The sequence below is a fragment of the uncultured Psychroserpens sp. genome (assembly GCF_947500255.1).
Classification (GTDB): domain Bacteria; phylum Bacteroidota; class Bacteroidia; order Flavobacteriales; family Flavobacteriaceae; genus Psychroserpens.
In genome coordinates this window covers 736676-763570 of the sequence record NZ_CANMRL010000001.1, presented here as the reverse complement: position 1 = coordinate 763570, position 26895 = coordinate 736676, and the positions used below count along the sequence as shown (strand labels likewise).

24 protein-coding genes are annotated in these 26895 nt (G+C 32.9%); 10 read left to right on the top strand and 14 right to left on the bottom strand.

Features of this window, described 5'->3' with window-relative positions; translation table 11 throughout:
- Nucleotides 1–36: 36 nt before the first annotated feature.
- Nucleotides 37–2445 (bottom strand): hypothetical protein, encoded by a 2409-nt coding sequence (locus Q0783_RS03225; RefSeq protein ID WP_298893264.1) that lies wholly within the window; start codon nucleotides 2443–2445, stop codon nucleotides 37–39.
- Nucleotides 2446–2683: 238 nt separating this feature from the next.
- Here Q0783_RS03225 and Q0783_RS03220 point away from each other — a divergent pair, with 238 nt between their 5' ends.
- Nucleotides 2684–5266, top strand: coding sequence for a phosphoenolpyruvate carboxylase (locus tag Q0783_RS03220; RefSeq protein ID WP_298893262.1), 2583 nt, complete (start codon nucleotides 2684–2686; stop codon nucleotides 5264–5266).
- A 7-nt stretch (nucleotides 5267–5273) separates the two neighbouring features.
- On the opposite strand, the gene Q0783_RS03215 is transcribed toward Q0783_RS03220, so the two are convergent.
- The gene (locus tag Q0783_RS03215) at nucleotides 5274–6176 is read right to left on the bottom strand and encodes a histone deacetylase (protein ID WP_298893259.1); all 903 of its coding nucleotides are present in this window, start codon (nucleotides 6174–6176) and stop codon (nucleotides 5274–5276) included.
- Nucleotides 6177–6245: 69 nt separating this feature from the next.
- Between Q0783_RS03215 and Q0783_RS03210 the strand changes: the two genes are divergently transcribed.
- Nucleotides 6246–6392, top strand: coding sequence for a hypothetical protein (locus tag Q0783_RS03210; RefSeq protein ID WP_298893257.1), 147 nt, complete (start codon nucleotides 6246–6248; stop codon nucleotides 6390–6392).
- Nucleotides 6376–8892, top strand: coding sequence for an alkaline phosphatase family protein (locus Q0783_RS03205; RefSeq protein ID WP_298893255.1), 2517 nt, complete (start codon nucleotides 6376–6378; stop codon nucleotides 8890–8892). Before Q0783_RS03210 ends, Q0783_RS03205 begins: the two co-directional genes overlap by 17 nt.
- A 56-nt stretch (nucleotides 8893–8948) precedes the next feature.
- On the opposite strand, the gene Q0783_RS03200 is transcribed toward Q0783_RS03205, so the two are convergent.
- Entirely contained in the window at nucleotides 8949–9782 is an 834-nt protein-coding gene (locus tag Q0783_RS03200; protein WP_298893253.1) for a T9SS type A sorting domain-containing protein, read from the bottom strand.
- A 256-nt stretch (nucleotides 9783–10038) separates the two neighbouring features.
- Here Q0783_RS03200 and Q0783_RS03195 point away from each other — a divergent pair, with 256 nt between their 5' ends.
- Complete coding sequence (locus Q0783_RS03195; RefSeq protein WP_298893251.1) at nucleotides 10039–10377, top strand: T9SS type A sorting domain-containing protein; 339 nt, start codon at nucleotides 10039–10041, stop codon at nucleotides 10375–10377.
- 4 nt (nucleotides 10378–10381) lie between these two features.
- Here the strand turns inward: Q0783_RS03195 and metG are convergent, their stop codons facing one another.
- A complete protein-coding gene (gene metG, locus Q0783_RS03190) occupies nucleotides 10382–12427 on the bottom strand; it encodes a methionine--tRNA ligase (RefSeq protein WP_298893249.1) in 2046 nt (681 codons plus the stop codon).
- Between the two features lie 59 nt (nucleotides 12428–12486).
- Here metG and Q0783_RS03185 point away from each other — a divergent pair, with 59 nt between their 5' ends.
- Both Q0783_RS03185 and Q0783_RS03180 read left to right on the top strand, forming a co-directional pair.
- A complete protein-coding gene (locus Q0783_RS03185) occupies nucleotides 12487–13515 on the top strand; it encodes an LD-carboxypeptidase (protein ID WP_298893247.1) in 1029 nt (342 codons plus the stop codon).
- 1 nt (nucleotide 13516) lies between these two features.
- Complete coding sequence (locus Q0783_RS03180; protein WP_298893246.1) at nucleotides 13517–14281, top strand: HEAT repeat domain-containing protein; 765 nt, start codon at nucleotides 13517–13519, stop codon at nucleotides 14279–14281.
- On the opposite strand, the gene Q0783_RS03175 is transcribed toward Q0783_RS03180, so the two are convergent.
- Nucleotides 14262–16388, bottom strand: coding sequence for a serine hydrolase domain-containing protein (locus tag Q0783_RS03175; RefSeq protein ID WP_298893245.1), 2127 nt, complete (start codon nucleotides 16386–16388; stop codon nucleotides 14262–14264). The genes Q0783_RS03180 and Q0783_RS03175 overlap by 20 nt on opposite strands.
- Nucleotides 16389–16467: 79 nt before the next feature.
- A complete protein-coding gene (locus Q0783_RS03170) occupies nucleotides 16468–17403 on the bottom strand; it encodes a helix-turn-helix domain-containing protein (protein WP_298893244.1) in 936 nt (311 codons plus the stop codon).
- Nucleotides 17404–17709: 306 nt separating this feature from the next.
- Here Q0783_RS03170 and Q0783_RS03165 point away from each other — a divergent pair, with 306 nt between their 5' ends.
- On the top strand, nucleotides 17710–18069 hold the full coding sequence (locus Q0783_RS03165; RefSeq protein ID WP_298893243.1) for a YraN family protein: 360 nt from the start codon (nucleotides 17710–17712) through the stop codon (nucleotides 18067–18069).
- On the opposite strand, the gene Q0783_RS03160 is transcribed toward Q0783_RS03165, so the two are convergent.
- The 4 genes from Q0783_RS03160 to Q0783_RS03145 form a co-directional block, all read right to left on the bottom strand.
- Complete coding sequence (locus tag Q0783_RS03160; RefSeq protein WP_298893242.1) at nucleotides 18066–18404, bottom strand: hypothetical protein; 339 nt, start codon at nucleotides 18402–18404, stop codon at nucleotides 18066–18068. The two genes, Q0783_RS03165 and Q0783_RS03160, sit on opposite strands and share 4 nt — an antisense overlap.
- 141 nt (nucleotides 18405–18545) lie before the next feature.
- A complete protein-coding gene (gene nadD / locus Q0783_RS03155) occupies nucleotides 18546–19124 on the bottom strand; it encodes a nicotinate (nicotinamide) nucleotide adenylyltransferase (protein ID WP_298893241.1) in 579 nt (192 codons plus the stop codon).
- Nucleotides 19121–19717, bottom strand: a complete 597-nt coding sequence (gene gmk, locus Q0783_RS03150) for a guanylate kinase (RefSeq protein ID WP_298893240.1) — start codon at nucleotides 19715–19717, stop codon at nucleotides 19121–19123. The genes nadD and gmk overlap by 4 nt, the downstream gene beginning before the upstream one ends.
- A 24-nt stretch (nucleotides 19718–19741) precedes the next feature.
- Nucleotides 19742–20602 (bottom strand): YicC/YloC family endoribonuclease, encoded by an 861-nt coding sequence (locus tag Q0783_RS03145; RefSeq protein WP_298893239.1) that lies wholly within the window; start codon nucleotides 20600–20602, stop codon nucleotides 19742–19744.
- Nucleotides 20603–20699: 97 nt separating this feature from the next.
- Between Q0783_RS03145 and Q0783_RS03140 the strand changes: the two genes are divergently transcribed.
- Nucleotides 20700–21176 (top strand): acyl-CoA thioesterase, encoded by a 477-nt coding sequence (locus Q0783_RS03140; protein WP_298894162.1) that lies wholly within the window; start codon nucleotides 20700–20702, stop codon nucleotides 21174–21176.
- Here Q0783_RS03140 and Q0783_RS03135 read toward each other — a convergent pair.
- Nucleotides 21168–22061, bottom strand: a complete 894-nt coding sequence (locus Q0783_RS03135; RefSeq protein ID WP_298893238.1) for a DMT family transporter — start codon at nucleotides 22059–22061, stop codon at nucleotides 21168–21170. The two genes, Q0783_RS03140 and Q0783_RS03135, sit on opposite strands and share 9 nt — an antisense overlap.
- Nucleotides 22054–22413, bottom strand: coding sequence for an ArsC/Spx/MgsR family protein (locus tag Q0783_RS03130; RefSeq protein WP_298754061.1), 360 nt, complete (start codon nucleotides 22411–22413; stop codon nucleotides 22054–22056). The genes Q0783_RS03135 and Q0783_RS03130 overlap by 8 nt, the downstream gene beginning before the upstream one ends.
- 114 nt (nucleotides 22414–22527) lie before the next feature.
- Here Q0783_RS03130 and Q0783_RS03125 point away from each other — a divergent pair, with 114 nt between their 5' ends.
- Complete coding sequence (locus Q0783_RS03125) at nucleotides 22528–23775, top strand: sodium:proton antiporter (protein ID WP_298893237.1); 1248 nt, start codon at nucleotides 22528–22530, stop codon at nucleotides 23773–23775.
- Here the strand turns inward: Q0783_RS03125 and Q0783_RS03120 are convergent.
- The gene (locus Q0783_RS03120; protein WP_298893235.1) at nucleotides 23772–24494 is read right to left on the bottom strand and encodes a DUF3298 and DUF4163 domain-containing protein; all 723 of its coding nucleotides are present in this window, start codon (nucleotides 24492–24494) and stop codon (nucleotides 23772–23774) included. The two genes, Q0783_RS03125 and Q0783_RS03120, sit on opposite strands and share 4 nt — an antisense overlap.
- A 150-nt stretch (nucleotides 24495–24644) precedes the next feature.
- Between Q0783_RS03120 and Q0783_RS03115 the strand changes: the two genes are divergently transcribed.
- On the top strand, nucleotides 24645–25784 hold the full coding sequence (locus tag Q0783_RS03115) for a cystathionine gamma-synthase (protein ID WP_298893233.1): 1140 nt from the start codon (nucleotides 24645–24647) through the stop codon (nucleotides 25782–25784).
- A 74-nt stretch (nucleotides 25785–25858) separates the two neighbouring features.
- Here Q0783_RS03115 and Q0783_RS03110 read toward each other — a convergent pair whose 3' ends face one another.
- Entirely contained in the window at nucleotides 25859–26674 is an 816-nt protein-coding gene (locus Q0783_RS03110) for a glutamate dehydrogenase (RefSeq protein WP_298754069.1), read from the bottom strand.
- Nucleotides 26675–26895: the final 221 nt, after the last annotated feature.

Genomic DNA, 26895 nt, shown 5'->3' with positions numbered 1-26895 from the left:
CATTTAACATTGAAACATTACAATAGAATTTAAGATTTAATTAGAATTAGTGTTTTCTATCGTTTTAATTTCTGATAGTAATTCATTACCATTTACAATACCATTAATATAGAGATTGATACGTTCAATACTTGAGTTTTTAATTTTAAAACGAATCAAACCTTCACTATCGACTTTTAAATTTGGTTTCCAATCTATAGTCCCATATTCATTAAAAAACTTTGTATTGTAAAACTGATACTTTGGTGTATAGAATTGTTTGTCTTCATCAAATGTTAGCGGAAAATCAAATGTAGAAATGGTATTGGCTTTTCCATCATTTCTATAGAAAAACTCTGGACTAGTATAAATCTTTATAAAACCAGCTTGGCCTCTAATACCTCCACCAAAACCGTAATACTCTACATCAACATAATCTACATATGACAGATTAATCGTAGCTAAAATATCAAAGTTAGATTCCCACAAGAGGACATCGTCCAAGTAAACTAACGGTACAGGGTTGCCCCAATTCACCCTAGGGTTTATAATGGAAAATATACCATTTACGAGATCATATCTGGCTACAAAACCAATGGAGGTTAAATACACATCCAAAGGTGTGCCTCGAAGACGCTGTCTATTAGTAACCTCAAAAATTTTGCCTTTAATTTTTTTCTCTTGGAGTTTCTCTATTCTGGTTTTTTCCTTTTTTCCAGTAATCACAACTTCATCTAAGGTTTCAATATCACTCCAAGAACTTGGTGTATTGGGAATTCTAGTGCTAGTAGTCAATCTTGAACTATCAAATAAGGCATAGTCATATGTTTTATCGAATTGAGAAAACGTTGATGGATAAAATTGTGGATACACTGAAGGTGCTCTAGGCTCTCCTTTTTTGTTGAGATAACCTATTTTAAATTTCTCTTCGCTATCTGGGAAAAGTCCTTTGGTTAAAATAGTTCTATCATTTTCAGTAACGGTATAAATCTGTGATGTACTTTCCTTGAGAGGATAAGTCATGTAAATACCAGATTTGACTTCTCCATTTATATTTGATGTTATTCTAATACCTTGTTCAAACTCGTATTTATAGATATTACTAAAATTAAAAATGTTAGTCCAGTTATAACTGCTCCAGCCCTGAGTAAGTAATAAATTATCTAACTCATATGTTGTTTTACGGCTCTTATCTTTAAAGTAATATCCAGCATTTTGTATTGGTGTTTTTATATAAGGTTGTAAGTATAATTGTGATAGTAAATTGTGATGATGATTGTAGCTTTTAGTTTCTGAAGGCAATATCGATACACTCACGTTGTTAAATTGATTAAGTTTATTGTTGTCAACTTTTAGAGTTATCAATAGAGAATCCTTGTCTTGAACCGAAGACATATAGTTGGTTTTTCCTTTATTGATATTGATGTGGTTAAACACTAAGCGCTCCAAAATGGGTTTGTTTTTTTCGTCAAACACAGTGAAAATATTAATGCCAGAAAATAATTCAGATCTAGGAACAGTCAAAGTTTTAGCATGTTCATTCATTTTAAACGGAACAACACTTATATCATTTCCATTATGAATAGCAAGTTTGAATGTTTTAGTTTTTAAAATAGCAATTGAAGCGTCGTTAGTTGCAAAGTTAATGAGTAGCCTGTCTTGTAGATTATTAACAGTCATATTAAAACCTATAGCTTTAATATCTTTAATTTCAATAGTATTAACAGCGTCATTATGATAGACGTTCACAAAATATTTACGATTTGGTTCTGGGTTGAAAATAACTTTTGAAATTCCTAACGCATTAAGCTCAAATTCATTAATCGTTAGGTTATTGTCATCAATAATTTTTGCTTTTGCATAAGGTAGGCCTTTACCAGATTTGTTCTTAACAATAATACCAGCGGTATTAAGCGTATTGTATACTAAGTGACCACCTTCGCCTAAAATTTGAATATCAAGGTCATTATCTATCGCTTTTGATGCTATTTCAGATTGCGTATCAGCATCAAGTACACTAAAGACCTGCTGAAAATGATTTTGCTCTTCAAAGTTGAGCATCCAATTCGTATAAGCCTTAAACATAAAGTTGCCACTTTTCAGTTTTTCGTCAATATAGAATACGTTTGAAGCAACACCATCAACAACACGTATTAGTTTTTGTTTAATCACATTTCCGTTAAGATCTGAAATGATACAGTAGAGGTTTGATGTTAAATTAGATCTTTCTTTTGTGAATTTATCAAAAGCATAAGCCGTAAAACCTAACATTTCACCATTTATATATGTTGATTTATTTAAATGTGCATAAATAGTTTCTCTTGGAGCTTCGGTATAATCTTCATAGGCATCTACCAATGATTCTTCATCGAAATTGTTTTGTGCGTTGAGATTTAAAAGTGAAGAGCTAATTAGAAAAAAGCAGAAATGATAAAAACGGAAGTGCTTAAAAAGATTAAAATTCATAGTTGATGGTTTTTAGTCTAGCATTTTAAATATCAACGCTTTAAAGCGTTGACATAGAACATAAAGATACTTTAAAATGAGCTATTTTCTTACAAAACCGTTATTAATTTATAGTTAAAATTTATTTTAATTGATATTTTGATAATTAAGGTTTATAAAAATTGAAGAATCCATAAAAAATAAGATGAGGTTACTTTAACCTTGCAAGCTTTAGTATCTTTATACAAACTACGATAAGATGTCTACGCAGCCAAAATTGACAAGATTCAAGCAAAATGTCATGTCTAAATACCAAATTTACAATAGTATTTTTATGACATTACCTTTTGATACGATTACAAAAACAGGTGCTTTGTTACCATTATTTCATGAAACCTGTCAAAAAGGATTTAAAGCAGGCGACGATCCCACAACCATAGTAGAAACTTTTTTTAAGAAGTACCAAGCGCGACGCTCAACACAAAGTCAGATCAATTTACTGTTTCGATTTATTCAATATATCGAAAGACAAGTAGTGCTATTTGATGCTATTGAAGATGCTGCGTTCTCAATTGTAAATAACATGGATGGTATTGGAACGTTACGAAGTTTAAAAGAATCGGCTATTTCAGAAAATAAACTTGAAGAATTACAACGGTATCTCGAAGAATTTAAAGTTCGAATTGTACTTACAGCGCACCCTACGCAATTTTATCCAGGATCTGTTTTAGGGATTATTACAGATTTAACCGAAGCGATCAAAAGAAATGATCTGCTCGTCATTAACGACTTACTTGCACAATTGGGTAAGACACCATTTTTTAAACACAAAAAGCCTACACCATATGATGAAGCGGTTAGCCTAATTTGGTATTTAGAGCATGTGTTTTATTATTCTTTCGGAAGCATTTATAACTACATTCAGCAAAATATTTTTGATGGGCAGCATATTGATAATGACATTATAAATATTGGCTTTTGGCCTGGAGGTGATCGTGATGGTAATCCATTTGTTACTCCAGAGATAACCTTAAAAGTTGCTAGAAGATTGCGTGAAACTATTTTTAAAAATTACTATCGTGATATTAGAAAATTAAAAAGAAAGCTAACCTTTAAAGGGATAGGCGAGCGCATGACTAAATTAGAAATTCAACTTTATAAAGCGTTTACATCTTTAGAAAAAAGTGAGTTGACATTAACACATTTTAAATCAGAATTAGAGGCTATTAAATCGATGGTTATTAATGAGCATCAGTCGTTATATCTTGATGAAATTAATAGTCTTTTAAATAAAATTCAGTTGTTCGGATTTCATTTTGCAACATTAGACATCCGACAGGATAGTCGTGCTCATGCTTCAGTTTTTAATGCTATGGTCGATACATTAATCGCTTCAGGAAATGCTATTTTCCCAAAGAACTATCAAGAATTACCAGAAAAAGAACAGGTAAAAGTACTTTCAAAAATTAAAGGCAGTATTGATCTTTCATTATTTGAAGATGACACTGTTGTAAAAACGCTGAAAACTATTGAGGCCATAAAAACGATCCAAGAGACCAATGGCGAACGTGCAGCTAATAGATATATTATTAGTAACAATCAAACTACACTTCATGTTATGCAATTGTTTGCTATGTTAAAATTAGTGGCTTTTGAAAATGAGTTAACAGTTGATATAGGGCCATTATTTGAAACTATTACCGACTTAGAGAATGCGCCAACAGTAATGGAGGAGCTTTATACAAATCCAGATTATGCAAAGCATTTAAAGAAAAGAGGGAATAAACAAACCATTATGTTGGGCTTTAGCGATGGCACTAAAGATGGTGGATACCTAATGGCTAATTGGGCGATATTTAAAGCGAAGGAGCGTCTAACTGCTGTTTCCAGAAAGTATGATGTAACTGTGATTTTCTTTGATGGTCGTGGAGGACCTCCAGCTAGAGGAGGAGGGAAAACCCATCAATTTTATGCATCGTTAGGACCAACTATTGAAGATAAAGAAGTGCAATTAACTATACAAGGGCAAACGATTAGTTCTAATTTTGGCACATCAGATTCTTCTCAGTATAACTTAGAGCAATTGATAAGTTCTGGTATTTTAAATCATCTCAATGAGACTAATACAGCTATGGCTAAACACCATACCGAAGTGATGAACGATTTGGCTAGCTTAAGTTATGAAACGTATTCAAACTTTAAAAAACACCCCATGTTTGTACCATATTTAGAACGTATGAGCACATTAAAATACTATGCAAAGACGAATATTGGAAGTCGACCTTCTAAACGCGGGAAATCAGATAAGCTCATTTTTGAAGACCTAAGAGCGATTCCTTTTGTAGGTAGTTGGAGTCAGCTAAAGCAAAATGTTCCAGGTTTTTTTGGCGTTGGTACAGCACTTCAATACTATGAAGATAAAGGCGAATTTAAAAAAGTAAAAGACCTTTATAATAATTCAAATTTCTTTAAAACGCTTATTGAAAACAGTATGATGTCATTGTCTAAATCATTTTTTGATCTCACAAAATATATGGCAGATAATGAAGAATTTGGTGAATTCTGGACCATTATTTTTAAAGAATATGAAACTTCTAAGCGTTTATTGTTAAAGCTTACTAATTCAAAAGAACTCATGGAAGAAGAGCCTGCAGGAAAAGCATCAATAGATATGCGAGAGGCTATTGTATTGCCATTATTGACTATACAACAATATGCGCTTAAAAAAATACAAGAGTTGGAAAAAGCAGAAGTTAGAGATGAAGAACAGATAGCCATTTTTGAGAAAATCGTAACCCGTTCGCTTTTCGGAAATATTAATGCGAGTCGTAATTCGGCTTAAGTTGTTTTTAAAAGAAAATCTCTTGAGCCAAGCGATAAGTATTGGCATGTGCTTCGACAATAGTTTTGATATCTGGACTATAACCACCTCCCATACTACACATCACAGGAATGTTATGAGATTTACAAGTGCTTAAAACAAATTGATCACGTGTTTTACAGCCATTTAATGTTAGTCCTAATTTACCAAGCTTATCAGTTGCAATTACATCTACACCACTGAGGTAATAAATAAAATCGGGTTCTTCTTGCTTGATTAATTTTGGAAGTATATCATATAAGATATTGAGATAGGTATCATCATCAGTATCATTTTCTAAAGCGATATCTAAGTCGCTCATTTCTTTTTTAAATGGATAATTGCTTTTTCCATGCATGGAAAATGTAAAAACAGAAGTGTCGTTTTGAAAAATCTCTGCTGTTCCGTTACCTTGATGTACATCCAGATCTACAATTAAAATCTTATGTACTAATCCTTTATCTTGAAGATATCGTGCACTAATAGCCTGATCATTTAACAAGCAAAAGGCTTCACCACGATTGGTATAGGCATGATGTGTCCCGCCTGCAATATTCATTGCAATTCCATATTCTAATGCGTATTCACTCGCTTTTATAGACCCATCTGCTATAATGACTTCACGTTCAACCAAAACAGAGCTCAAAGGAAACCCTATTTTACGAGCTGCCCTTTTATCTAAGGTTAGTTGTTTTAGATCTTGGTAGTAGTCTTTAGTATGTACATTTAGAATGTGAGTATCACTTGGTGTTTCTGGCTTAAAAAAATTAGCCTCCGTACAGGTGCCTTCATACAGTAATTGCTCAGGAAGCAACTCATACTTTAACATGGGAAAACGATGCCCTTCTGGCAATGAATGTTTGTAAATAGGATGGAAAGCTATTTTAAGCATTTAAAATTTTAAAAATGTAAATATACGTCTAAGATTTATTCTATTTTTATGACGATTAAAATGAATTAAATGAAGGAAGAATTACAAAAGCAACCTATAGAGATTACTGAAAAAGGATCACTCGGACTTCTAGCACTTGGTGACCTAGGTTTGAGGGCTTGGAGGGAAGTAAAAAAAGAAGCAAAACAAAACCGTAAGAATGAAGAAGAAGAATAAAGTTTTGTTGTTAGGTTGGGACGCGGCTGATTGGAAAATTATGGGACCTTTATTAGCAAAAGGTCAAATGCCAGCACTAAAAAAACTTATAGATAGAGGTGTTTATGGAAACATGGCTACGATGAATCCTCCGTATTCTCCTATGTTGTGGTCTACCGTAGCTACTGGGAAAACTCCAGATAAACATGGTGTTTTAGGATTTTTAGAGCTCATGCCAGACATGAAAGGAGTTCACCCAGTAACTGTTAATTCAAGAAAATCAAGAGCTATATGGAATATATTACATAATCAAGGCTTTAAAAGTAACTTAGTAGGTTGGTGGCCAAGCTTTCCTGCAGAACCTATTAATGGTGTTGTTGTTACAGATCGATTTCAAAAAGTAAGTATGGATCCAAAAGCTAAAAACCCTATAGTTTCTGGTACCATACATCCCGAATCATTAGTGAAAGAGATGAGTGACTTAAGATTGTTTCCTTATGAAATAACAGAAGCTCATATATTGCCTTTCATGCCCAAAGCAAAAAACATTGACCAGAAAAACGACAAAGGTTTACGCGCATTTGCTAAAATTATGGCAGAAAATGTGTCTATACACTCAGCAGCCACATATACCATGCAAAATTCTGAATGGGATTTTATGGCTGTTTATTACGATTTGATAGATCATTTTTGTCACGCATTTATGAAGTTTCATCCACCTAAGCTAAATCCCGTTCCTCAAGATTTATATGAGATATATAAAGATTGTGTGAATAGTGCCTATCGTTTTCAAGACATGATGTTAGAGCGAACCTTAGAGCTTGTAAGTGAAGACACAACCATTATCATTATGTCTGATCATGGTTATGAATCTGATCACAAGCGCATTTTGGAGATGCCTAAATATCAAGCAGCTCCTTCATTAGAACACCGTCAGTTTGGGATGTTTGTAGCAGCTGGACCTAATATTAAAACCAACGAAAAAATATTTGGTTTAGGACTCATTGATATTGCGCCAACCCTATTACATATGTTTGATTTGCCTATTGGTAAAGATATGGATGGTAAAGTCGCACTAGATATTTTTAAGGAAACATCACCACCTAATTATATTGAGAGTTGGGAACATATAGAAGGTGATTTTGGTGAGTCAAAAAACACAGATTATAAAGATTTCTTGAACGATCAAGAAACTATGGAACAGCTTATAGAGTTAGGTTATATAGATCGTCCTGATGAGAAAATTGAAAATTCAATAGTAAAGGTTAAATGTGATTTAAAACATAATTTAGCTCGAGTATATCTTGGGAAAAAAGACTACGATAAGTCAAAAACCATATTGTTAGAATTAATTGAAGAAAAAGATCCCATAGATCTTATTCCATATTATATGGATTTATTAGCGATTAGTTTTTCTGAAAGCGATTATGACAAAGCAGAGATCTACTTGAATGAATTGAGAACAAGAGATAAAAAATTTAAAATAAATACGTACTTCTCTGAGGCTAAAATTTTAATGCACAAGGGTCGTATAGATAAGGCTTTAAAGTTGTTGATTGAGGCAAAGAATAAAAAACCTAATGCTCAAGTATGGTATGAAATAGGTAAAATATACCTTCAGATTGGTGACTATTCTAATGCCAAAAATGCCTTTGAAAAGAGTTTAGAATTAGAAGTAGATAATGCGAAATTTCATAATGCATTAGCCGTTACATTAATTCGTCTTGAACATTTTGAAGAAGCCGCCGAACATGCTTTAACTTCTATAGAACTGGTAAAGTACTTTCCCGAAGCACATTACACATTGGGTGAAGCCTTAGAAAAATTAGGAGACACCGAAAATGCAAAGAAAGCTTATCAAACAGCTGCTAAATTAAAGCCTAAAACACATCATCGCGCAGAAAAGGCCATAGAAAACATTGAGTTGCAAAATCGGTTTGAGGATAAAATAAATTCAACCAATCATAAAGACCAAATCATTGTGGTTTCTGGGTTGCCAAGATCTGGAACCTCCCTAATGATGCAAATGCTTCATAAAGGAGGCAAAACAGTGTTAACCGATTCTAATCGTAAGGCTGATATTTCGAATCCTAAAGGCTATTTCGAATACGACCCTGTTATGTCCTTACATAAGGATAATACTTGGTTACATAAAGCGCAAAATAAGTCTGTTAAGGTTGTGGCTCCCTTACTTAAGTTTTTGGATCCTCAGTATCGCTACAAAGTAATTTTCATGAATAGAGACTTACATGAAGTGGTACAATCTCAACAAAAAATGATTGGTAAGGATACCGAAACGTTGCCAATACGATTGTTTGAATCCTACAAAAAGCATCTTAGTTTGGTTGAAACCTGGAAGAATAAAGAACCAGGAGTAGAGCTTATATATATCAATTATAAAGATGTATTAAGTAGTACTAGAGAAGTGACCTCAAAAGTATCTTCGTTTTTAGGAGAAGATCTCGATCTTGATGCCATGATTGGATGTGTAGATACATCTTTGTATAGAAATAAATCTTAGACCATAAAAAAAGGGACTGCAATTACAGTCCCTTTTTTTATCAATTTTATCTTGTTTTATAATACCACTTTTTTTCTTATTGCTGCTTTTGAGTTCACATCAATAAGTTCAATAATATAAACACCTGAAGCAACTGTGTTCGCTTCTATTACATAAGTATTATCAGTAACAGTCCCTTCTAAAACTTGCTTTCCAGTCATACTAAACAACTTATAGTTGGCTGTATCTGTCAAATTATAAAGTCCTATACTTTTATTTAAAGCAACTATTCTAACATTCTCTAAAATATTTGTTTCTACACTTAAGGTTTGTTGACCTGCCATGATACTTTGGTTAGCGGTTTGATTATAAGCAAAGTCTTTTACTGTCCAAGTATCTAAAGGTCCTGCTCCTACGTCTAATCTTGCCCAACCATAATGGATGCTTCCGCCAATATTAAAACGTAAACCAATAAAGCCATCTGTGACGCTACACCAATTACCAATACTACAGCTACTGCCATAATTTAAAGATTGAAAACCATTAGAAAATCCATTATTATTCCAGGCAGACCCTCCGCTTGAAATAGCATCTCCAGAGTTTAAAACAAAAGGATATGCATAGGTTGCACCACTTGATCCAAGTACATCATTACTTGCTGTTAGAGGTGAAATTAAAACAGCAGCACTACTAGATGAACTTACGCCGTTTTGGAAAATTCTAAAATCATTTGTACCATTATTGTCCAAGTCTAAAAAGTATTCTCCTCCAACACCAGATGAAGAAAAATCGGGATCTACATTTGTGTAGCTTATTTGCCCACTAGCATCAGCTACACCTGCTATGGCTACAGTTAAGGCACCATACTTGGCAAGTTGTTTTGATAATTTTAAAGAGGTAGTTTTTTTCATATTGAAATACGTATTGAGTTATGAGTGACCAAATTACATTTTTTATCAATATACTTTTACTTTTTCAAAGTTAAAGTTAACAAGAACGTGTTGATAACTCATTAATTTACAGTTTGCTATTTACTAGTGTTTTTTTGGTTGAGACATTTGATTGTGTAATGAATTAACAATAGCGATTTTAACTTTAATCGCATAATTATTTGATTTTTAAATCGTTATTGATAACCCTATTCATCAATCACTAAATTTAAACATCATGAAAAATGCGCGCTTTGCTTTTTTAATCTTAATCATTTGTAACTATTCATTTTCTCAAGAACAACAACCAGAACCGCCTAAAGAAAATCAACTTCCAGAAAAAATTGAAGTTTTCAAGTTTCATCCCAACCCTGTGGAAGATGAATTATTCGTTATAGGTACACATAAAATAAAGAGCATAGAAATTATGGATGCACTAGGCAAGAGTGTGGCTGTACACCAATTTGATAAAAGCATTATTAGAATGAATGTTGCACAACTAGAAAGCGGTATTTATTTTCTAAAGGCGATAGACAAATACGACCAACAAGCCATTAAAAAACTAGTCGTTAAATAAGGGTCTAACTTATCTGCAACCCACTATTTACCGTAGTATCTGGATTAACGAATACCAATTTCCCTTCAGGTGTTTCGGTCATTAAAATCATGCCCTCGCTCTCCACACCTCGTAACGCTCTTGGCGCCAAATTCACTAAAACAGTAACTTGTTTTCCAACCACTTCTTCAGGAGTGAAACTTTCGGCAATACCAGAAACAATAGTTCGTGTATCAATACCTGTATCTACTTTTAACACTAGAAGTTTTTTAGTTTTTGGCATTTTTTCAGCTTCGAGAATGGTTCCAACTCTCATGTCGAGTTTTGTGAAATCGTCAAAAGTGATTGTTTCTTTTTGAGGCTCTACTTCTTTATTCGCTGCTTCGTTAGCTTTCTTGCTTGCTTCTAATTTATCTAATTGCTCTTGAATGGTTTTATCTTCAATTTTAGAAAATAATAATTCACCTTTTCCAATATGATGACCCGATGGCAATAGAATATCCTTAGTTGAAATATCGGTCCATGAATTTGTATCTATATCTAAAATACGTTTTAATTTTTCAGAAGTAAATGGTAAAAATGGCTCACTCAACGTGGCTAACGCACTCGCAATTTGAAGTGCTACAAACATGATTGTTTTTGTACGCGCTTCGTCAGTTTTCACCAACTTCCAAGGTTCTTCATCGGCTAAATACTTATTCCCTAAACGTGCTAGATTCATTAATTCTTGGCTCGCTTCTCTAAATCGGTAACGTTCGATAGAGCTTTCTATAACAGATGGATAGGCTTTAACAGTAGCTAAAGTTTCTGTATCAATTTCTGAAAATTCTGAAGTTTCAGGTATCACACCATCATAATATTTATTGGTAAGCACTACAACGCGATTAATAAAATTTCCGAAGATCGCTACCAACTCATTATTATTTCTTGCTTGAAAATCTTTCCAAGTAAAATCGTTATCCTTACTCTCAGGAGCATTTGCTGTTAATGCATAACGTAATACATCCTGTTGATTTGGAAAATCCTCTAAATAATCAGGTAACCAAACCGCCCAGTTTTTTGAGGTCGATAATTTATTGCCTTCTAAGTTTAAAAACTCATTGGCAGGCACATTATCTGGCAAAATATAAGACCCTTCAGCTTTAAGCATTGATGGAAAAATAATGCAGTGAAACACAATATTATCCTTACCAATAAAATGAATTAATTTAGTGTCTTTATCTTTCCAATAAGGTTCCCAGTCTTTGCCTTCATGTGCAGCCCATTCTTTAGTCGCAGAGATATAACCAATAGGTGCATCAAACCAAACATAAAGTACTTTTCCTTCACCTCCAGGTACTGGAACAGGAATTCCCCAATCTAAGTCACGTGTTACAGCTCTTGGACGTAAGCCATCATCAATCCATGATTTTACTTGTCCGTAAACATTTGGTTTCCAATCTTTTTTATGGCCTTTTAATATCCATTCTCTTAAAAAACTCTCATGTTTATTAAGTGGTAAAAACCAGTGTTTGGTCTCTTTTAAAGTAGGAACATTTCCTGTAATTGCCGATTTAGGACCTATAAGGTCTGTAGCATTTAAACTCGAACCACAATTTTCACATTGATCTCCGTAAGCTTCTTCATTACCACACTTTGGGCAAGTTCCGGTAACAAACCTATCGGCTAAGAATTGATTAGCTTCTTCGTCATAGAGTTGTTCTGTTACTTCCTCAACAAACTCATGTTTATCATATAAGGTTTTAAAAAACTCTGATGCTGTTTCATGATGAATTTTTGCTGAGGTTCTGGAGTAGTTGTCAAATGTAATTCCGAAGTCTACAAACGATTTTTTAATAATAGCATGATATTTATCTACAACATCTTGAGGTGTTACGCCTTCTTTTTTTGCTTTGATTGTAATAGGTACGCCATGTTCATCACTTCCACAAATGAAAGCCACATCATTACCAGTTAATCGTTTATAACGTGCGTAAATATCTGCTGGCACATAAACACCTGCCAAGTGCCCAATATGAATTGGACCATTAGTGTAAGGTAAAGCTGCAGTAATTGTATATCGTTTAGACATTTCGAATTCGTTTTAACAAGCTACAAAAGTAAGCATTTTACAAGCGTTTTAGAAAAAAAATGTACATTTACAATATGTCTAAAATGTGTAATGTTTTACTTTTAATTTGTCTGATTTTTTTCTTCGGAAATGTAACAGCACAAGAACAATCTGAACAACAAAATCTAATTACTTTGATACAACCACCATACTTGAAAGCTGGAGATACCATTGCTATTGTAGCACCTTCAGGGATATTAAAAAACAGAAATGATGAAGTAGAGCAAGCAACAGCCTTATTAAAAAGTTGGGGATTACATGTTGTGGTAGGAAAACATGTGTTTAATAAAGATGATCATTTTGCAGGAACCGATGATGAACGTTGTGAAGATTTTCAAAAGGCATTAGATGATCCAAAAATTAGTGCGATTTGGTGTGCTAGAGGAGGTTACGGAACCGTTAGAATATTAGATAAGTTAGACTACACAAAATTTAAGGAACACCCTAAATGGTTGATAGGCTATAGTGATATTACGGCATTGCACAATCAATTCCACAATGAAGGATTTCAATCTATACATGCATTAATGTGTGTGAGTTTAACTAAAGATTTAGAAGAGATCAAAGAAACAGTAGATACGTTTAAAGCGACAATTTTTGGCAACCCGGTTAATTATACTTTAGAAGGTTCTAATTACAATAAGGTTGGTGAAGCTAGTGGGCCTCTAGTTGGTGGAAATTTGACAATGTTGCATACCATGTTAGGCTCAAAAACGAGTATTGATGTGTCTGGTAAGATTTTATTTATTGAGGAAATAGGGGAGTATAAATACCATATAGATCGTATGTTGCAGAGTTTAAAGCGCGCAGGTTATTTTAATAACTGTAAAGGTGTTATTGTAGGCGACATGAGTAAACTACGGAAGAACACAACACTTTGGGGAACCTCAGTTGAGCAATTAGTTATTGATGCTTTAGCAGATTATGATTTTCCAATTGCGTTTAATATGCCAGCAGGTCATGAAAAGGATAATCGTGCTATGGTTTTAGGAAAAGTGATCGAGTTGAAGGTTGAAAAAGGTAAAACAACAATTACTTTTAAAGATTAACATGGCATTCTACGACTTATCAAAAGAAGAACGGAATCTCTTAGTTACCCAAATAAATACTGAAATTGCGAGCGACTTATCTCAAGACAAAATAGAACATATTCTTGCCTATTTTTCAGATGAAGATACTTATATACGCAAAACGGGCTATCTAGCTATAGGCAAGATCTTTTATTCACAATCATCATTACAAACCAAAATTTTTTCAGTATTAAACACTTTGATGCAATCTGATGATGAATTAATACGTCAAACTGTAATCAATGCTGCCGGAGAAATAGGGAAATTTCATTTTGATAAAATTCAAGATTTCATGGACATGGGTTTGTTTGATGACCATCATCGTGTGCGTAATGCCGTAATAGGCTCTATAAAGAAAATGGGAGAGAAAAATCCAGAGCCTGTTTTAACTTGGGCAAAATCGTACCTTAAACATGCTGATAAAGAAATACGAAGAGAAATTTGCCATGGTATTGAACTTCGAGGACGTACACATCCACAAGACATTTTGCCATTGTTAAAAGAACTTGAGTTTGACGACACACGACGTGTTTCTGATACATTGGTGCATGTACTTGGTCAAATAGCCTATAAGAATGGTTGCTTAAAAACAGTGGTGGCACATCTCAATACATGGAAAAACAGAGAACTCGTTGAAAAGGCATTAGATGAAATTGTCGATGTACATGATCGTTATAAAAAGTTTGCTGTGCTAACGCAAGATGAAGCCATTGCTTATATTGATGCTAATTATAAGCCTCTTTAATTTCTTCCAAAACTTTATTTGAAATTTCATTCCCTTCTTTATCAATATTTATAAACCAAGCATTGGTTGTGCAGGTTCTATTTAAAACATCAGTATTTGAGCTACAATTTTGCTTAGTTCCTTTGATTAAATACCCTGTTTCAGTTAGCTCAGCAGTGTAACCATATTCATTATAGAAATCACCATAGCTGTTATTCCATTGTTTCTTTCCTTTTTTATCCACCTTTACTACATAAACATCATAATTACCATTACCATAGGAGCTTGTAGATCCAATAATTAAATACCCTCCATCTTTGGTATTAATAATCGAACTCGCTTTATCATAACTTTTACCGCCAAATTGTTGCGACCAAATTTCATTACCATTTTCGTAATTTTTAGTCAGTAAAATTTGTGATGACTCCCCATTTTTTGAACCTATCGTCGTGACATTTATTGAGCCATTTTCAGTAGAAATTTTGGGTTGAAATTTCAGGTTTGTTTTCTTGATGAATTTATTATTTAAGACACGATTTGTAGTGAGTAAAATAGAAATCACTCTATTAAATTGGTCTCTTTCAACTTTCATGATATAATCAAAAACCAAAAGTTCATTTCTATTTAAAACTTCAAGTTCTTGCTCATTGTTCCATCCATGTAATGCAACCATAAGTGTGTTGTTTTCTGAAAGTCTAATACTAAATTCAACATCTAATTCAGTACTATAATAACTACCTTCAAAGCTTTCTAAGTCAGAAAGTGTAACTTCTTCTTCAGGCATCTTTGAATATACATTTGCTTTTCCTGAGGGATAAAAGAGAATCAATTGATCAGAGAGAAACCCAATCTTAAGTTTAGTATTATAGGAAATGGCATAGACGTTAGGTTGTTCTTTAGTAAGTTCAATAGGGTTATTGTTACCGTTTCTCCATGTGAGTTTACCGTCTTTAGATTCAATACGTATCAAATATTCATTAGGCGATAGGTACTGTCCAATTAGTTGATTTTGCTGTGTATTATTTGAGATGTCTGTTAGACGATCATCATAAGTTTCTTTAACGTCTTTTTTTGGTAATAAGATTTTAGCGACTTCATCGGCAATAGCACCACTCCAGAGGTTACTATTGTTACTCATTACAAAAACTGATAACTTCTGACTCGGAATTCGTATCGTTTGTGAATGATATGATCCTGTTCCACCCGAATGATGAATAGCGTCATAATTTAATCGCTTTCCAAATTCTAATCCAAAACCGTAGGTAGTGATTTTGCTATTTTGGATGGGCTTCTGACTTTGTATAAGTAATTGATTGTTTGATTTTTGAGCATTTTGAATAGCCTGTTCGAAAATAAGCTGATCTTTCAATGTTGTAAATAGAAAACCATCACCATATAAATTCGTAATCATTGGATATTGTTGCCATTTACCATCTCCCCAATCAGAATACGGTAAAGCTTGGTTAGGAATCACATGCATATAGTTTTTTAGAAATGTTGTATGTTGCATTCCGAATTCTTCAAATAGGTTTTTAGAATAGTCGTGAAAAGACATTTCAGAAACGATTGCCACAATTTTAGTAAGTAATGTATACCCAGAGTTACTATACATATATCTTGATCCTGGCTTAAAAGCTAAATCTTCCTGTTTTTCTAATAATGCAATAGCATCATCATTATCTAAACCTTCTTGACTCCACCAAGGATTTTGCTGTATGCTCATAAGGTCATAGAAATCTCTAATACCACTGGTGTGATTAAGCAAATGTCTAATTTTGATATCCTCATTGACTTTAGGATAAAACTCAGGAAGATATTTTCGAATATCGTCTTCCAAACTTAATTTATTTTCTATGCTCAGCTTTAGGATACATAAAGCAGTAAACTGTTTGGCTGTAGAAGCGATGTTCGACCTTGATTTCTCATCAATCTTTACTTGGTGCTGTAAACTTGCCAAGCCCTTGTAGTTTTCGTAAACGATTTTTCCGTCTTGAACAATACCTACAAATAACCCAGGATCATTAGAAGTTAGTTTCGAGTTAACTATTGAATCAATTTGTTTTATTTGCTGTTGTGCAGCTAGAGAAATTGAAATTAGTAAAGCGAATAGGGTAATTGTTTTTTTCATGACTAAAAAATTTAATTTGATACAAAAGTCATATGAAATACAATGCAAAACGCTTCAAATCTAGATTTGAGACCTCTTTTTAAGATAATTTAACAAGATATTCTTTAGGTGAAAGTGATGTGTTTTTTTTGAACGCTCGATTAAATGTGGCTTTACTATTAAATCCACATTCTAATGCGATACCAAGAAGTGTTTTGGTGTTTTGTTCTCCCTTTTTTAGCTGTTCAATAACGGCTTCAACTCTGTAATGATTAATAAAGTCATTAAAATTCATTTGAAAACCTGAATTAACTACAGAAGACACAACTTTGGTCGTTGTTTCTAATTTTTTGGCAACATCAGACAAGGTCAATGTAGAATTTTCATAGATTTTATCGTTATTAATTAAGGCCAATATTTTGGGTTTCCAATCTTCAATATCTTTTTCGATAGGATTGTCTGGAGTTGTTGTTAATTGCTCTTTTTCCTTCGGGAAAAAATCGAGATTCTCCGAATTTGTAGTGGACAGTATAGAAGACTTCACAGCATTAGAAAAACCATTAACTGAGATATAATAAAAAACAAAAGAGAAAGAGATGTAATGCCAGAATTGACTTCCAAATTCGCCCCAATCGGGATTTAGAATGAAAAATAAAACGCGTAAAATTAAAATACCTAGAAAAGCGATCATGAAATTTCGTATCCATTGAAATAATATGGTATCAGCATAACTCACAGTCTCAAAAATTAATTTTTTGTAGTTAGCATAATATTTTAAACTTAATATTAAGTAAAAACTCATTGAGATTAAACCGGCAACTTGATACCAATTAGCTAAGTCTTTGTCTCTGCCATCTGCATAAAAGTAAAAACTGTCAAGTACCAATTTATCTGTCACAAAAACAATAAGACTATATATGAGATAAAGTAAAGCTGGTATGAAATGAATCCAATCTTTTTTCGTTAATCGAAATGAGGTATTTAATAAACTTTGCGTATAAAAATAAACCACAGGGCCAATTAATAGGACTTGCATAAATGGTATAAAAAACAAGATTTCCCTAGTCAATTTTTCCGAATACCAATTGGCATATCCCAGCATATAAGGTGTGATATACATAGCATACAAAAAAAGTAATAAGCTTAACCATTTACTTGACTTACTATTATGTGTTATACCTTTTCTCAATAATAAAAACGAAAAGACAATGCCATGAAAAAAGAAAATCAGGAGTAAAGAGCTTTTTTGACCAAAGCTAAACGGAAAGTCAAATAATGAATTGATGAATTATGTATTTAAATTAATAACTTAAAAGTAATACTATTTTTCTATTTTAGTGATATGGCAAATCATAATGAGCTAGGAAAAAGAGGTGAGCAATTAGCTATCAATTTTTTATTGAAAAACGAATACGAGATTCTTGCTCAAAATTATGTATTTCAAAAAGCCGAAGTAGACATTATTGCTAAAAAAGGGAATGTTCTAGCTGTTATAGAGGTTAAAACGCGTTCTTCAAAAGATTTTGGGAATCCTCAAGACTTTTTAAAGCCAAAACAAATTCAACGCATAATTAAAGCTGTTGATGAATTTGTAAAATCTAATGCACTTGACGTTGAGGTGCGATTTGATATTATTGCGATAGTAAAAAACGGAAAACAATTTGATATTGAGCATTTAGAAAATGCGTTTTATCATTTTTAAAAAATGATATTGAGAGATACTAGTAACAATGCATAATAGCATGCATTGATCATTTTGTCTTTGGTGCTTAAAGCTAAGTACCGTTTTGCTTCATCTCTTACCAAAGCAGAAGACAAACTAAGAGAGAGAATAATAACAGCTGAAAATATGAACCAGTACAAAGAATCTGGGTAAGTTAAAAAGTAACCTGTGGTGATAAATGCAAATATTAAAGCTGCAGATATTCCAAATTTAATTCGTCCTAATTTTGTGAGGTTATTACGTTTCACACATTCATAAACCTTGTAGAGCAAGAGCGCTAAGAGAGAAAAACCTATGATAAGTGTGTAACTCATGTGGGATTTAAATATTTAGACAATAAAAATATAGATTTTTTTTTGATGTATAAAATTTTTTTTCATCAAGTTTAACATCAATATGATGTTAACGTTATATACGTCGAGATTATTGTATAGGTTTGAAAAAAAAAGAAAGATTTATTTATAAAAATTCATTTCATCTAAATACTCCCATACATGTTCAGGTAGCATAGGGCGAACATTTTTCCCTTCCTTTATAGATTTTCTAATAAAGGTAGAAGACAACTCCATTATAGGAGCATTGACTTTATGGATCTTTTTATGATCATCAAATTGGGTGTCTACAGATCCTTCAGAAATTCTCGGATAAATATATATGTTATGATTTTCTAAAATGAGATCATAATTTTTCCACTTATGAAAACTCTTCAAGTTATCTTCTCCCATAATTAATGCAAATTCATATTTTGGATATTTCTCTTGAAGATGCGTTAGAGTATTAATGGTGTAATTAGGCTGTGGTAAATTAAATTCAATATCACTAGGCTCTAATTTCACATAATCTTCTGTAGCGCGATATACCATTTCATAGCGTTGACGATTGTCGAGTAATGAACTTTTCTTTTTAAAAGGACTATGAGGTGTTACTACAAACCAAATTTTGTCCAAATCACTATATTCTGCTAAATGATTTGCAATAGTTAAATGACCAACATGAATTGGGTTAAAGGTTCCAAAATACAAGCCTACCTTCATGACTTTTCATTGATAAAATTTGACACTAAATCATAGGCGTTTTCAAGTGCCTTATCTAAATCTTTATTAAGAACAATCTCATCAAATAATGGTGCAGTAGCTAATTCAGCTGGAGCTTTAGCAACACGCATGCTAATTTTTGCTTCACTTTCTTCACCACGTTCTTTAAGTCTTATGATAAGCTCATTCAAATCTGGAGGTTTAACAAAAATTGCCAATGTTTCTTCAGGAAATTTCTTTTTTATTCGTAGTCCGCCCGATACATCAATATCAAAAATCACGTGCTTACCTTTAGCCCAAATACGTTCAACTTCAGTTTTTAAAGTCCCGTAGAAATTATCTCTATAAACTTCTTCCCACTCTAAAAACTCATCGGCTTTTATTTTATTTTTAAACTCTTTTAAACTCAAAAAGTAATAATCTTTTCCATGAATTTCTTTTCCACGTTTTTCTCTAGAAGTCGCAGAAATTGAAAACTCTAAATTGAGTTCTTCTTGTTTTAGTAAATGCCTCACTATTGTTGTTTTTCCAGAACCTGAAGGAGCCGAAAACACAATTAACTTTCCTTTTTTTATGGGTTTTTTGTCTTTCACAAATAAGATTTAGAATGTTGTTTTTTAAAGAACGTTCAACAACTGTTCCTTAATTTTTTCAAGTTCGTCTTTCATTTGTACCACCAATTTTTGCATTGGTGCATAATTTGATTTAGAACCTATGGTGTTGATTTCTCGTCCCATTTCCTGAGTGATAAAACCAAGCTTCTTACCATTGGAGTCATCTGATTTTAAAGCTTTTTGAAAATAATCTAAGTGGTTGCTTAAACGTACTTTTTCTTCGGTGATATCAAATTTTTCTATGTAATAGACTAATTCTTGTTCAAAACGATTTTCGTCAACTTTTTCCTTTATTTCAGAAATCCCTTTTGTTAAGCGTTCTCTTACACCTTCAATACGATCTGGATCCATAGCAATCACATCGTCGAGCAGTCCTGAAATATTTTTCACACGAGCGAGAAAATCTGCTTCAAGACTTTTACCTTCATCCAATCTGTATGTATATATTTTGTCAAGACTATTATCAATAGCTTCAGCAATTTGTTTCCATTCGTCTTCATCAATTTCGTCACGTTCGGTGGTCACAGCATCTGGTAAACGAATGGCCATTTTTAAATATTCGGTTTCCTCACCAGTATTGATAACATCTTTTAATTGCTTTATATACTGTTTAACAACCGTTTGATTAATTTGAGTCGACGTTTCTTCTCCAGTGATTTCCATATAAAGCGAAAAATCAACTTTACCTCTTACCAATTTAGAAGCAATAAGCTTTCTTATACTTAATTCTTTTTCACGGTACATAGAAGGCATACGCGCATTTAGATCAAGATTTTTACTGTTAAGTGACTTTATTTCAATAGATATTTTTTTGGTTGGAAGCTGTAATACAGATTTTCCATAGCCTGTCATTGATTGTATCATGGACAAATTTTAAAAGTTGAGCAAAGGTAAGGAAAATCGCAACGTGAGTTTAAGTTGATTATAAAAAACAATAACTTTGCAGCTTCAAAAAAGAAATATGTATAAAAAAGATTTTGAAATACGTTGGAGTGATGTTGATGCTAATAGTCATTTAGCAAACTCAGCATACGTGAATTTTATGAGCCATACACGAGTTGGCTTTTTAAATGAACATGGATTTTCTATGAAAGAATTAATAGCACATGGTATTGGACCAGTGGTGTTTTCTGAACAAATTTATTATTTCAAAGAATCATTTTTAGGTCAAACCATAACAGTAACGCTGGCAGTTTCTGGATTGAGCGATGACGGCATGTTGTTTAAATTTGAACACAATTTTTATAATGAAAAAGGGAAGCATTTAGCAACCTGCGATATTTTAGGCGCATGGATAGATTTAAAGGCTAGAAGTTTGACCGTACTTCCAGAACCATTAAAAGTATTGATGTTGCAATTTCCAAAGTCGGAAAACTTCAAAGTGCTAACTAAAGCAGATACCAGATCAGGTGGGAAAGTGCCTAAAAACTTAAGCTGATAGTTTTGGTTTTTTGGTCACCAAGTAAACCCCAGAGAAAATTAAAAGCATAGCAATGAGCTTTACAGGGCTTATTGCATCTACACCCATAATTATAGCAAACATTCCTGCTATTACTGGTTGTAAGTAAATAAAAACACCTACTGTAGACGCTTTTAATGATCGTAATGCGAACGGATTCAACACATAGGTAGCAAACGTAGCACCAACAACTACAAATAGTACCGAAAGCCATACATAAGGTGTAAAAGTTTCCCATTGAATTTCTGTAGCTTCAGTATATCCAAAAGGTAAAACCAATACTAGCCCAATTAAGAATAGCCATTTTATAAGTGTGAATGGATGGTATTTAGATGTCAATTTTTTAATAATAATGATATATATACTGTAAGATATGGCATTAATAAAGATGAATAAGTTACCTAAGGGTACATTGTCACCAATACGCGTAGATTTGCCTAACAGAGTTAATAGAACACCTCCGCAAAATCCTAATACAACTCCTAAGACCTTTAGTTTAGTTATTTTTTCGGATAAGAAAAAGGAAGAAAGTACTAGGATGATTATAGGTGTTATGGTTACAATAACTGAAGCATGAATAGGTGTTGTTAACTCTAATCCTTTCAAGAACAATAGCATGTTTATAGCGACGCCAAACATTGCACCTAAGAAAAATGTAAAATAATCTTTTTTGTCAATTTTTTCTCGCTTTAAAAATAATCCTGTAAGCCAAAACAACAAGGTAGCTCCACCAACTCTTAAAACCACAAGGGCAAAAGGTTTTACAAAATTCTCATTGATGACAATTTTGGCAAAAGTATAGTTCAACCCATATAGCAGTTGAACCATGAATAAAGCAAGTATTGCGTATCTCCTGTTATTCATTTGCGTGAATATAGGCTTTGGCAGCATCTACAGTTTTAGCGCTATTACCAATAAATATTTGGTCGTTGTATACAATAACGGGTCTGCTTAAAAAAGTATAGTGATCTAAAATGTAGTGCTTGTAATCTTTTTCGGTGAGATTTTGATCTTTCAAGCCCATTTCCTTGTAGAGTTTTGCACGTTTACTAAATAAAGCCTCATAACTACCAGCCAATTTTTCAAGTGCTTCAATTTGCTTTACTGTAATGTCTTCCGTTTTTATATCCTGAAATACAACATCATCTGGTAAATCCAAAGATTTAATAATTCTTATGCATGTGCTACAGGTCTTCAAGTAGTATATTTTTTTCATAAAAGTTTTTTTAAAACCTTGATAATTACCAAGATGTTTAATAGGCGATGTACTTTGCAAAGTAAACTGATTTCAAAAGAAAAATAGTTACTTTTATCGAAAATTTAGTTACCTATGGATTATTATGGAATAGCATCAGTTTTAATAGTGTTATCAGCACTTTTTGGTTATATAAATGTTAAGTTTTTGAAGCTGCCAATAACTATTGGTTTGATGTTAATCACTATTGTATTTACAGTAATTATAATCGCTATAGGACAGTTCGATGATACCTTGTTGTTGCGTGAAAAGGAGCTCATTTCTCAAATTGATTTCAAAACAGTTTTACTGGATATCATGTTGAGTTTTCTTTTATTCGCTGGAGCTTTACACACAAACTTTAATCAACTTAAAGTGCAGAGATGGCCGGTTTTGGTCTTTGCAACCTTAGGTGTCTTGGTCTCTACCTTCTTAGTAGGTGTATTAACCTATTACTTACTTCAGTTTATAGGAATTGATGTTGCATTTATCTATTGCTTGTTATTTGGTGCCTTAATTTCGCCAACAGATCCTATTGCAGTTTTGGGTATTCTCAAGAAAGCTGGAGCACCAAAAAAATTAGAAACTAAAATTGTAGGAGAATCTTTGTTTAACGACGGTGTGGGAGTTGTTGTTTTTCTAACAATTTTTGCCATTGCAGCAAAACCTGAAGCAGCAATTCAGGTGGGAGAAATAGCAAAACTATTTGGCCAAGAAGTCATTGGAGGTATAGTTCTCGGTCTTATTTTAGGATACATAACCTATAAACTGTTAAAGTCTATAGATGATTATGAAGTAGAAGTTATTATTACTATTGCAACAGTTATGGGAGGAAGTCTATTAGCGCACTACTGGCACTTATCTGCTCCATTAGCTATGGTTACTGCTGGTTTAATTGTTGGAAATGATACAGTACGACAATCGGCTATGTCTGAAATCACCGAAATGTACGTTGATAAATTTTGGGAATTAATCGATGTGCTTTTAAATACGGTTCTTTTTGTAATGATTGGCATGGAAATATTAGTGCTTAGCTTTAGTTTTGATTATGTTTTAGCTGGTTTAATAGCAGTGCCATTAGTATTGTTAAGTAGATATATTTCCTTATGGTTACCAATCAAATTCTTCCAAAAGAAATTAGAATTTGTAAGGCACACTAACTTAATTATGACATGGGGAGGGCTACGAGGCGGTATCTCAATTGCATTGGCTTTGAGTCTAACTCAAGATATGCATCGCGATTTGTTTTTAGTGATAACCTATATAATTGTCGTATTCTCAATAATTGGTCAAGGACTTACAGTAGAACCAGTAATCAAACGTTTGTCAAAACAGAAAGATTAACTTCTGTTTAAGAAAGAATTTACCTCTTCGAAAGGAATAGTAAATTCAATAATCCCTTGCGCATAGGAAGCTATTTCATAAGGGTTGTATAATATGATCAAACCTTCATCACTGTAACCTAGAGATTCAGGTAGCTGAAAATCTTTTCCGAAGAATAAATCTTCGACAGGTTCATTGCCAGATTTTGATTTAACTTCATCTATCAACTTATGTTCAATTAGTTTTGAAAGTTTTTCAGTATTTGAAATGAGTTCTTTTTTTGTGAGTAATTTTCCAGTTTGTGGATCAAAATTAAAAAAGCGAACAGTGGTATTTCCGTGAGCGCCACCTGTGTCTAAATATGAGTTAATAGCTATACTGATAATTTCTGGTGAGCGATACGTAACTTCGCCATCGATAAAAGCTTCCCATTGTTGAGCGTCATTTGGAAATTCATTTTTAAAACTAGAGAACTCGTAATTAAATTTTGCTACGGCATCATCAATAGAACCTTTTGTTTGAGAATCTTCTGAAAAATTAATTTGTTTGACAATATAATTTTGAATAGATGTGTTAATGCGATTTGCAATGTCCTCTGTGCCTTCAGCTTTAGGATAAACTATAGATATTTCGGCCGATTGGGAGGTTTCGATTTGCTGTTCAATAAAGTCAATTGTAACTTCTTTGTTGCAAGAATATACTAAGGTTAAGATAATGATGATGAGGCTTGTTTTTTTCAAAATTTAATAGTTTCTGTTAAACATACAATAAAGGTATTATATAGATTTGAATAGAACGAATTAAACCTTAAATTTGTTGCATACTACAATACCCTGAAATGATTTTGCTTAGTTTACGACTGAGGAATTTTAAAAACTGAAATAATACAAATGAAATTTAACACAAAAACAATACATGGAGGGCAAGAACATGATCCAGCTTATGGAAGTGTAATGCCACCAATTTATCAAACATCAACTTATGCGCAATCCACTCCTGGAGGGCACAAAGGTTACGAATACTCAAGAACACACAATCCTACCAGAAATGCTCTAGAGAATGCTTTTGCTAGTATCGAAAATGGTAATCATGGTTTAGCTTTTGGCTCTGGATTAGCAGCAATTGATGCCGTTTTAAAATTATTGCAACCTGGTGATGAAGTGATTTCTACAAATGATTTATATGGTGGAACGTATCGTTTGTTTACCAAAATATTTGAAGGGTTAGGTATTAAGTTTCACTTTATAGGTATGGAAAATGCGTCACATATTGAAAGTTATGTGAATGAGAATACCAAATTGATTTGGGTAGAAACACCTACTAATCCAATGATGAATATTATTGATATCAAAGCTACTGCTGCTATATCAAAAAAACATAATATCCTTTTAGCTGTTGATAATACATTTGCGACGCCTTATTTACAACGACCTCTAGACTTAGGTGCAGATATTGTGATGCATTCTGCTACAAAATACTTAGGAGGACATAGCGATTTGGTTATGGGAGCATTAATCGTTAAAGATAAAGATTTGGCAGATCGTTTGTATTTTATTCAAAATGCTAGTGGAGCTGTATGTGGACCTCAAGACAGTTTTTTAGCATTAAGAGGTATTAAAACACTACACATAAGAATGCAACGTCATTGTGAAAATGGTAAAACAGTTGCCGAGTATTTAGCAAATCATCCCAAAATTGAAACCGTATATTGGCCTGGTTTTGAAAGTCACCCTAATCATGACATCGCAAAAACACAAATGGATGATTTTGGAGGGATGGTATCTTTTACAACGAAAGGAAACAACTATGAAGAAGCAATTAAGATTGTCGAAAATCTTAAGATCTTCACTTTGGCCGAATCATTAGGTGGTGTAGAGTCTTTGGCTGGCCACCCTGCAAGTATGACACATGCTAGTATTCCAAAAGAAGAAAGAGAAAAAACAGGCGTTGTTGACTCATTAATTAGATTAAGCGTTGGTATAGAAGACGAAGATGATTTAATTGCAGATCTAGAACAAGCCATTGGGTAAACAACCTGAAATGGATATAAAGCAAAAAGACCAAGCATTAACTTGGTCTTTTTTATATTTAAAATTTTTCTTTTTCAATCGAGGTAATAAATATACCCAAAGTTTAACCAAACTAGCCAATCGTTAGCTTTGTTGGATTTTAAGTTGTGATCTAAGCCATCTACTTTATCATTAAAGTAATACTGCCACCTTAAGTCAACCATCAAATCTGATAGTACAGTTAATTTATAACGTGTTCCAACACTTCCTACAACAGACCAAGTTGTATCGTTGCCATTAAATAGAAATGGATCTTCATTAGCGTTTGGAACAGCAGCTTGTCCCCAAGGTATCCAGAAATTATTTATGTTATCAATATTCCCATCACCATATGTGGTTGACACTTCTGGGTTATAAGATGTAAAATGCACACCTAGACTTATGAATGGTGCAAATGAATAGCTAAAAGCTTGGAATGAACGAATACTTTTTGGAAAAAATTCAATTTGTGTACCAATATCAAAATTCTGTGCCACACCAGAGTGTCGTCTTAAACGTTCTGCGTTTTCACTTGTTCTAGAAGGATCAGCCCATTTTCCAAAATGGTCTAAATTTGTCTTATTCCAGGAAATTTCGTTTCGTAATTTAAAATGATCATTAAAAAAAGTATCTGTTGTATAACAGTTACAATCAGCCCTATAAGCAAAATTTATGTAGTGTACTATACCAATTCCAATACCAGTATTACCTGCATTTGTTTCAAAATCTCGTCTAACACCAAAGTCAGACTGAAAGGCTACAGGTCCAGCTATGACACCAATTTCATGAGAAAAACCAAGCTGAGAATAACATTCGTTTATACCAAGTATAAATACGAATAAGTATGTTAATTGTTTAAAATTAAACGTCATAGGTTTCATTTTATTGAGGGCTTGTTCGCAAACAAATATATAAAAACTAGATGAACTACCAAAAAATTAGACGAAATGTAAAAATATCCGAACAATTGCATAATATTAAATTAACATATAAATAATCTGACATTGAGAATATGAAAAAAAATAGAGGTACATTTTAAAGATAATGTATCTTTGTGCTATAAAAATTTACATACATTATTAATACTGTAATA

Coding starts and splice junctions, on each gene's coding strand:
- Q0783_RS03225 (WP_298893264.1), bottom strand. CDS start 2,445: ATGAATTTTAATCTTTTTAAGCACTTCCGTTTTTATCATTTCTGCTTT.
- Q0783_RS03220 (WP_298893262.1), top strand. CDS start 2,684: ATGTCTACGCAGCCAAAATTGACAAGATTCAAGCAAAATGTCATGTCT.
- Q0783_RS03215 (WP_298893259.1), bottom strand. CDS start 6,176: ATGCTTAAAATAGCTTTCCATCCTATTTACAAACATTCATTGCCAGAA.
- Q0783_RS03210 (WP_298893257.1), top strand. CDS start 6,246: ATGAAGGAAGAATTACAAAAGCAACCTATAGAGATTACTGAAAAAGGA.
- Q0783_RS03205 (WP_298893255.1), top strand. CDS start 6,376: ATGAAGAAGAAGAATAAAGTTTTGTTGTTAGGTTGGGACGCGGCTGAT.
- Q0783_RS03200 (WP_298893253.1), bottom strand. CDS start 9,782: ATGAAAAAAACTACCTCTTTAAAATTATCAAAACAACTTGCCAAGTAT.
- Q0783_RS03195 (WP_298893251.1), top strand. CDS start 10,039: ATGAAAAATGCGCGCTTTGCTTTTTTAATCTTAATCATTTGTAACTAT.
- metG (WP_298893249.1), bottom strand. CDS start 12,427: ATGTCTAAACGATATACAATTACTGCAGCTTTACCTTACACTAATGGT.
- Q0783_RS03185 (WP_298893247.1), top strand. CDS start 12,487: ATGTACATTTACAATATGTCTAAAATGTGTAATGTTTTACTTTTAATT.
- Q0783_RS03180 (WP_298893246.1), top strand. CDS start 13,517: ATGGCATTCTACGACTTATCAAAAGAAGAACGGAATCTCTTAGTTACC.
- Q0783_RS03175 (WP_298893245.1), bottom strand. CDS start 16,388: ATGAAAAAAACAATTACCCTATTCGCTTTACTAATTTCAATTTCTCTA.
- Q0783_RS03170 (WP_298893244.1), bottom strand. CDS start 17,403: ATGCAAGTCCTATTAATTGGCCCTGTGGTTTATTTTTATACGCAAAGT.
- Q0783_RS03165 (WP_298893243.1), top strand. CDS start 17,710: ATGGCAAATCATAATGAGCTAGGAAAAAGAGGTGAGCAATTAGCTATC.
- Q0783_RS03160 (WP_298893242.1), bottom strand. CDS start 18,404: ATGAGTTACACACTTATCATAGGTTTTTCTCTCTTAGCGCTCTTGCTC.
- nadD (WP_298893241.1), bottom strand. CDS start 19,124: ATGAAGGTAGGCTTGTATTTTGGAACCTTTAACCCAATTCATGTTGGT.
- Q0783_RS03145 (WP_298893239.1), bottom strand. CDS start 20,602: ATGATACAATCAATGACAGGCTATGGAAAATCTGTATTACAGCTTCCA.
- Q0783_RS03140 (WP_298894162.1), top strand. CDS start 20,700: ATGTATAAAAAAGATTTTGAAATACGTTGGAGTGATGTTGATGCTAAT.
- Q0783_RS03135 (WP_298893238.1), bottom strand. CDS start 22,061: ATGAATAACAGGAGATACGCAATACTTGCTTTATTCATGGTTCAACTG.
- Q0783_RS03130 (WP_298754061.1), bottom strand. CDS start 22,413: ATGAAAAAAATATACTACTTGAAGACCTGTAGCACATGCATAAGAATT.
- Q0783_RS03125 (WP_298893237.1), top strand. CDS start 22,528: ATGGATTATTATGGAATAGCATCAGTTTTAATAGTGTTATCAGCACTT.
- Q0783_RS03115 (WP_298893233.1), top strand. CDS start 24,645: ATGAAATTTAACACAAAAACAATACATGGAGGGCAAGAACATGATCCA.
- Q0783_RS03110 (WP_298754069.1), bottom strand. CDS start 26,674: ATGACGTTTAATTTTAAACAATTAACATACTTATTCGTATTTATACTT.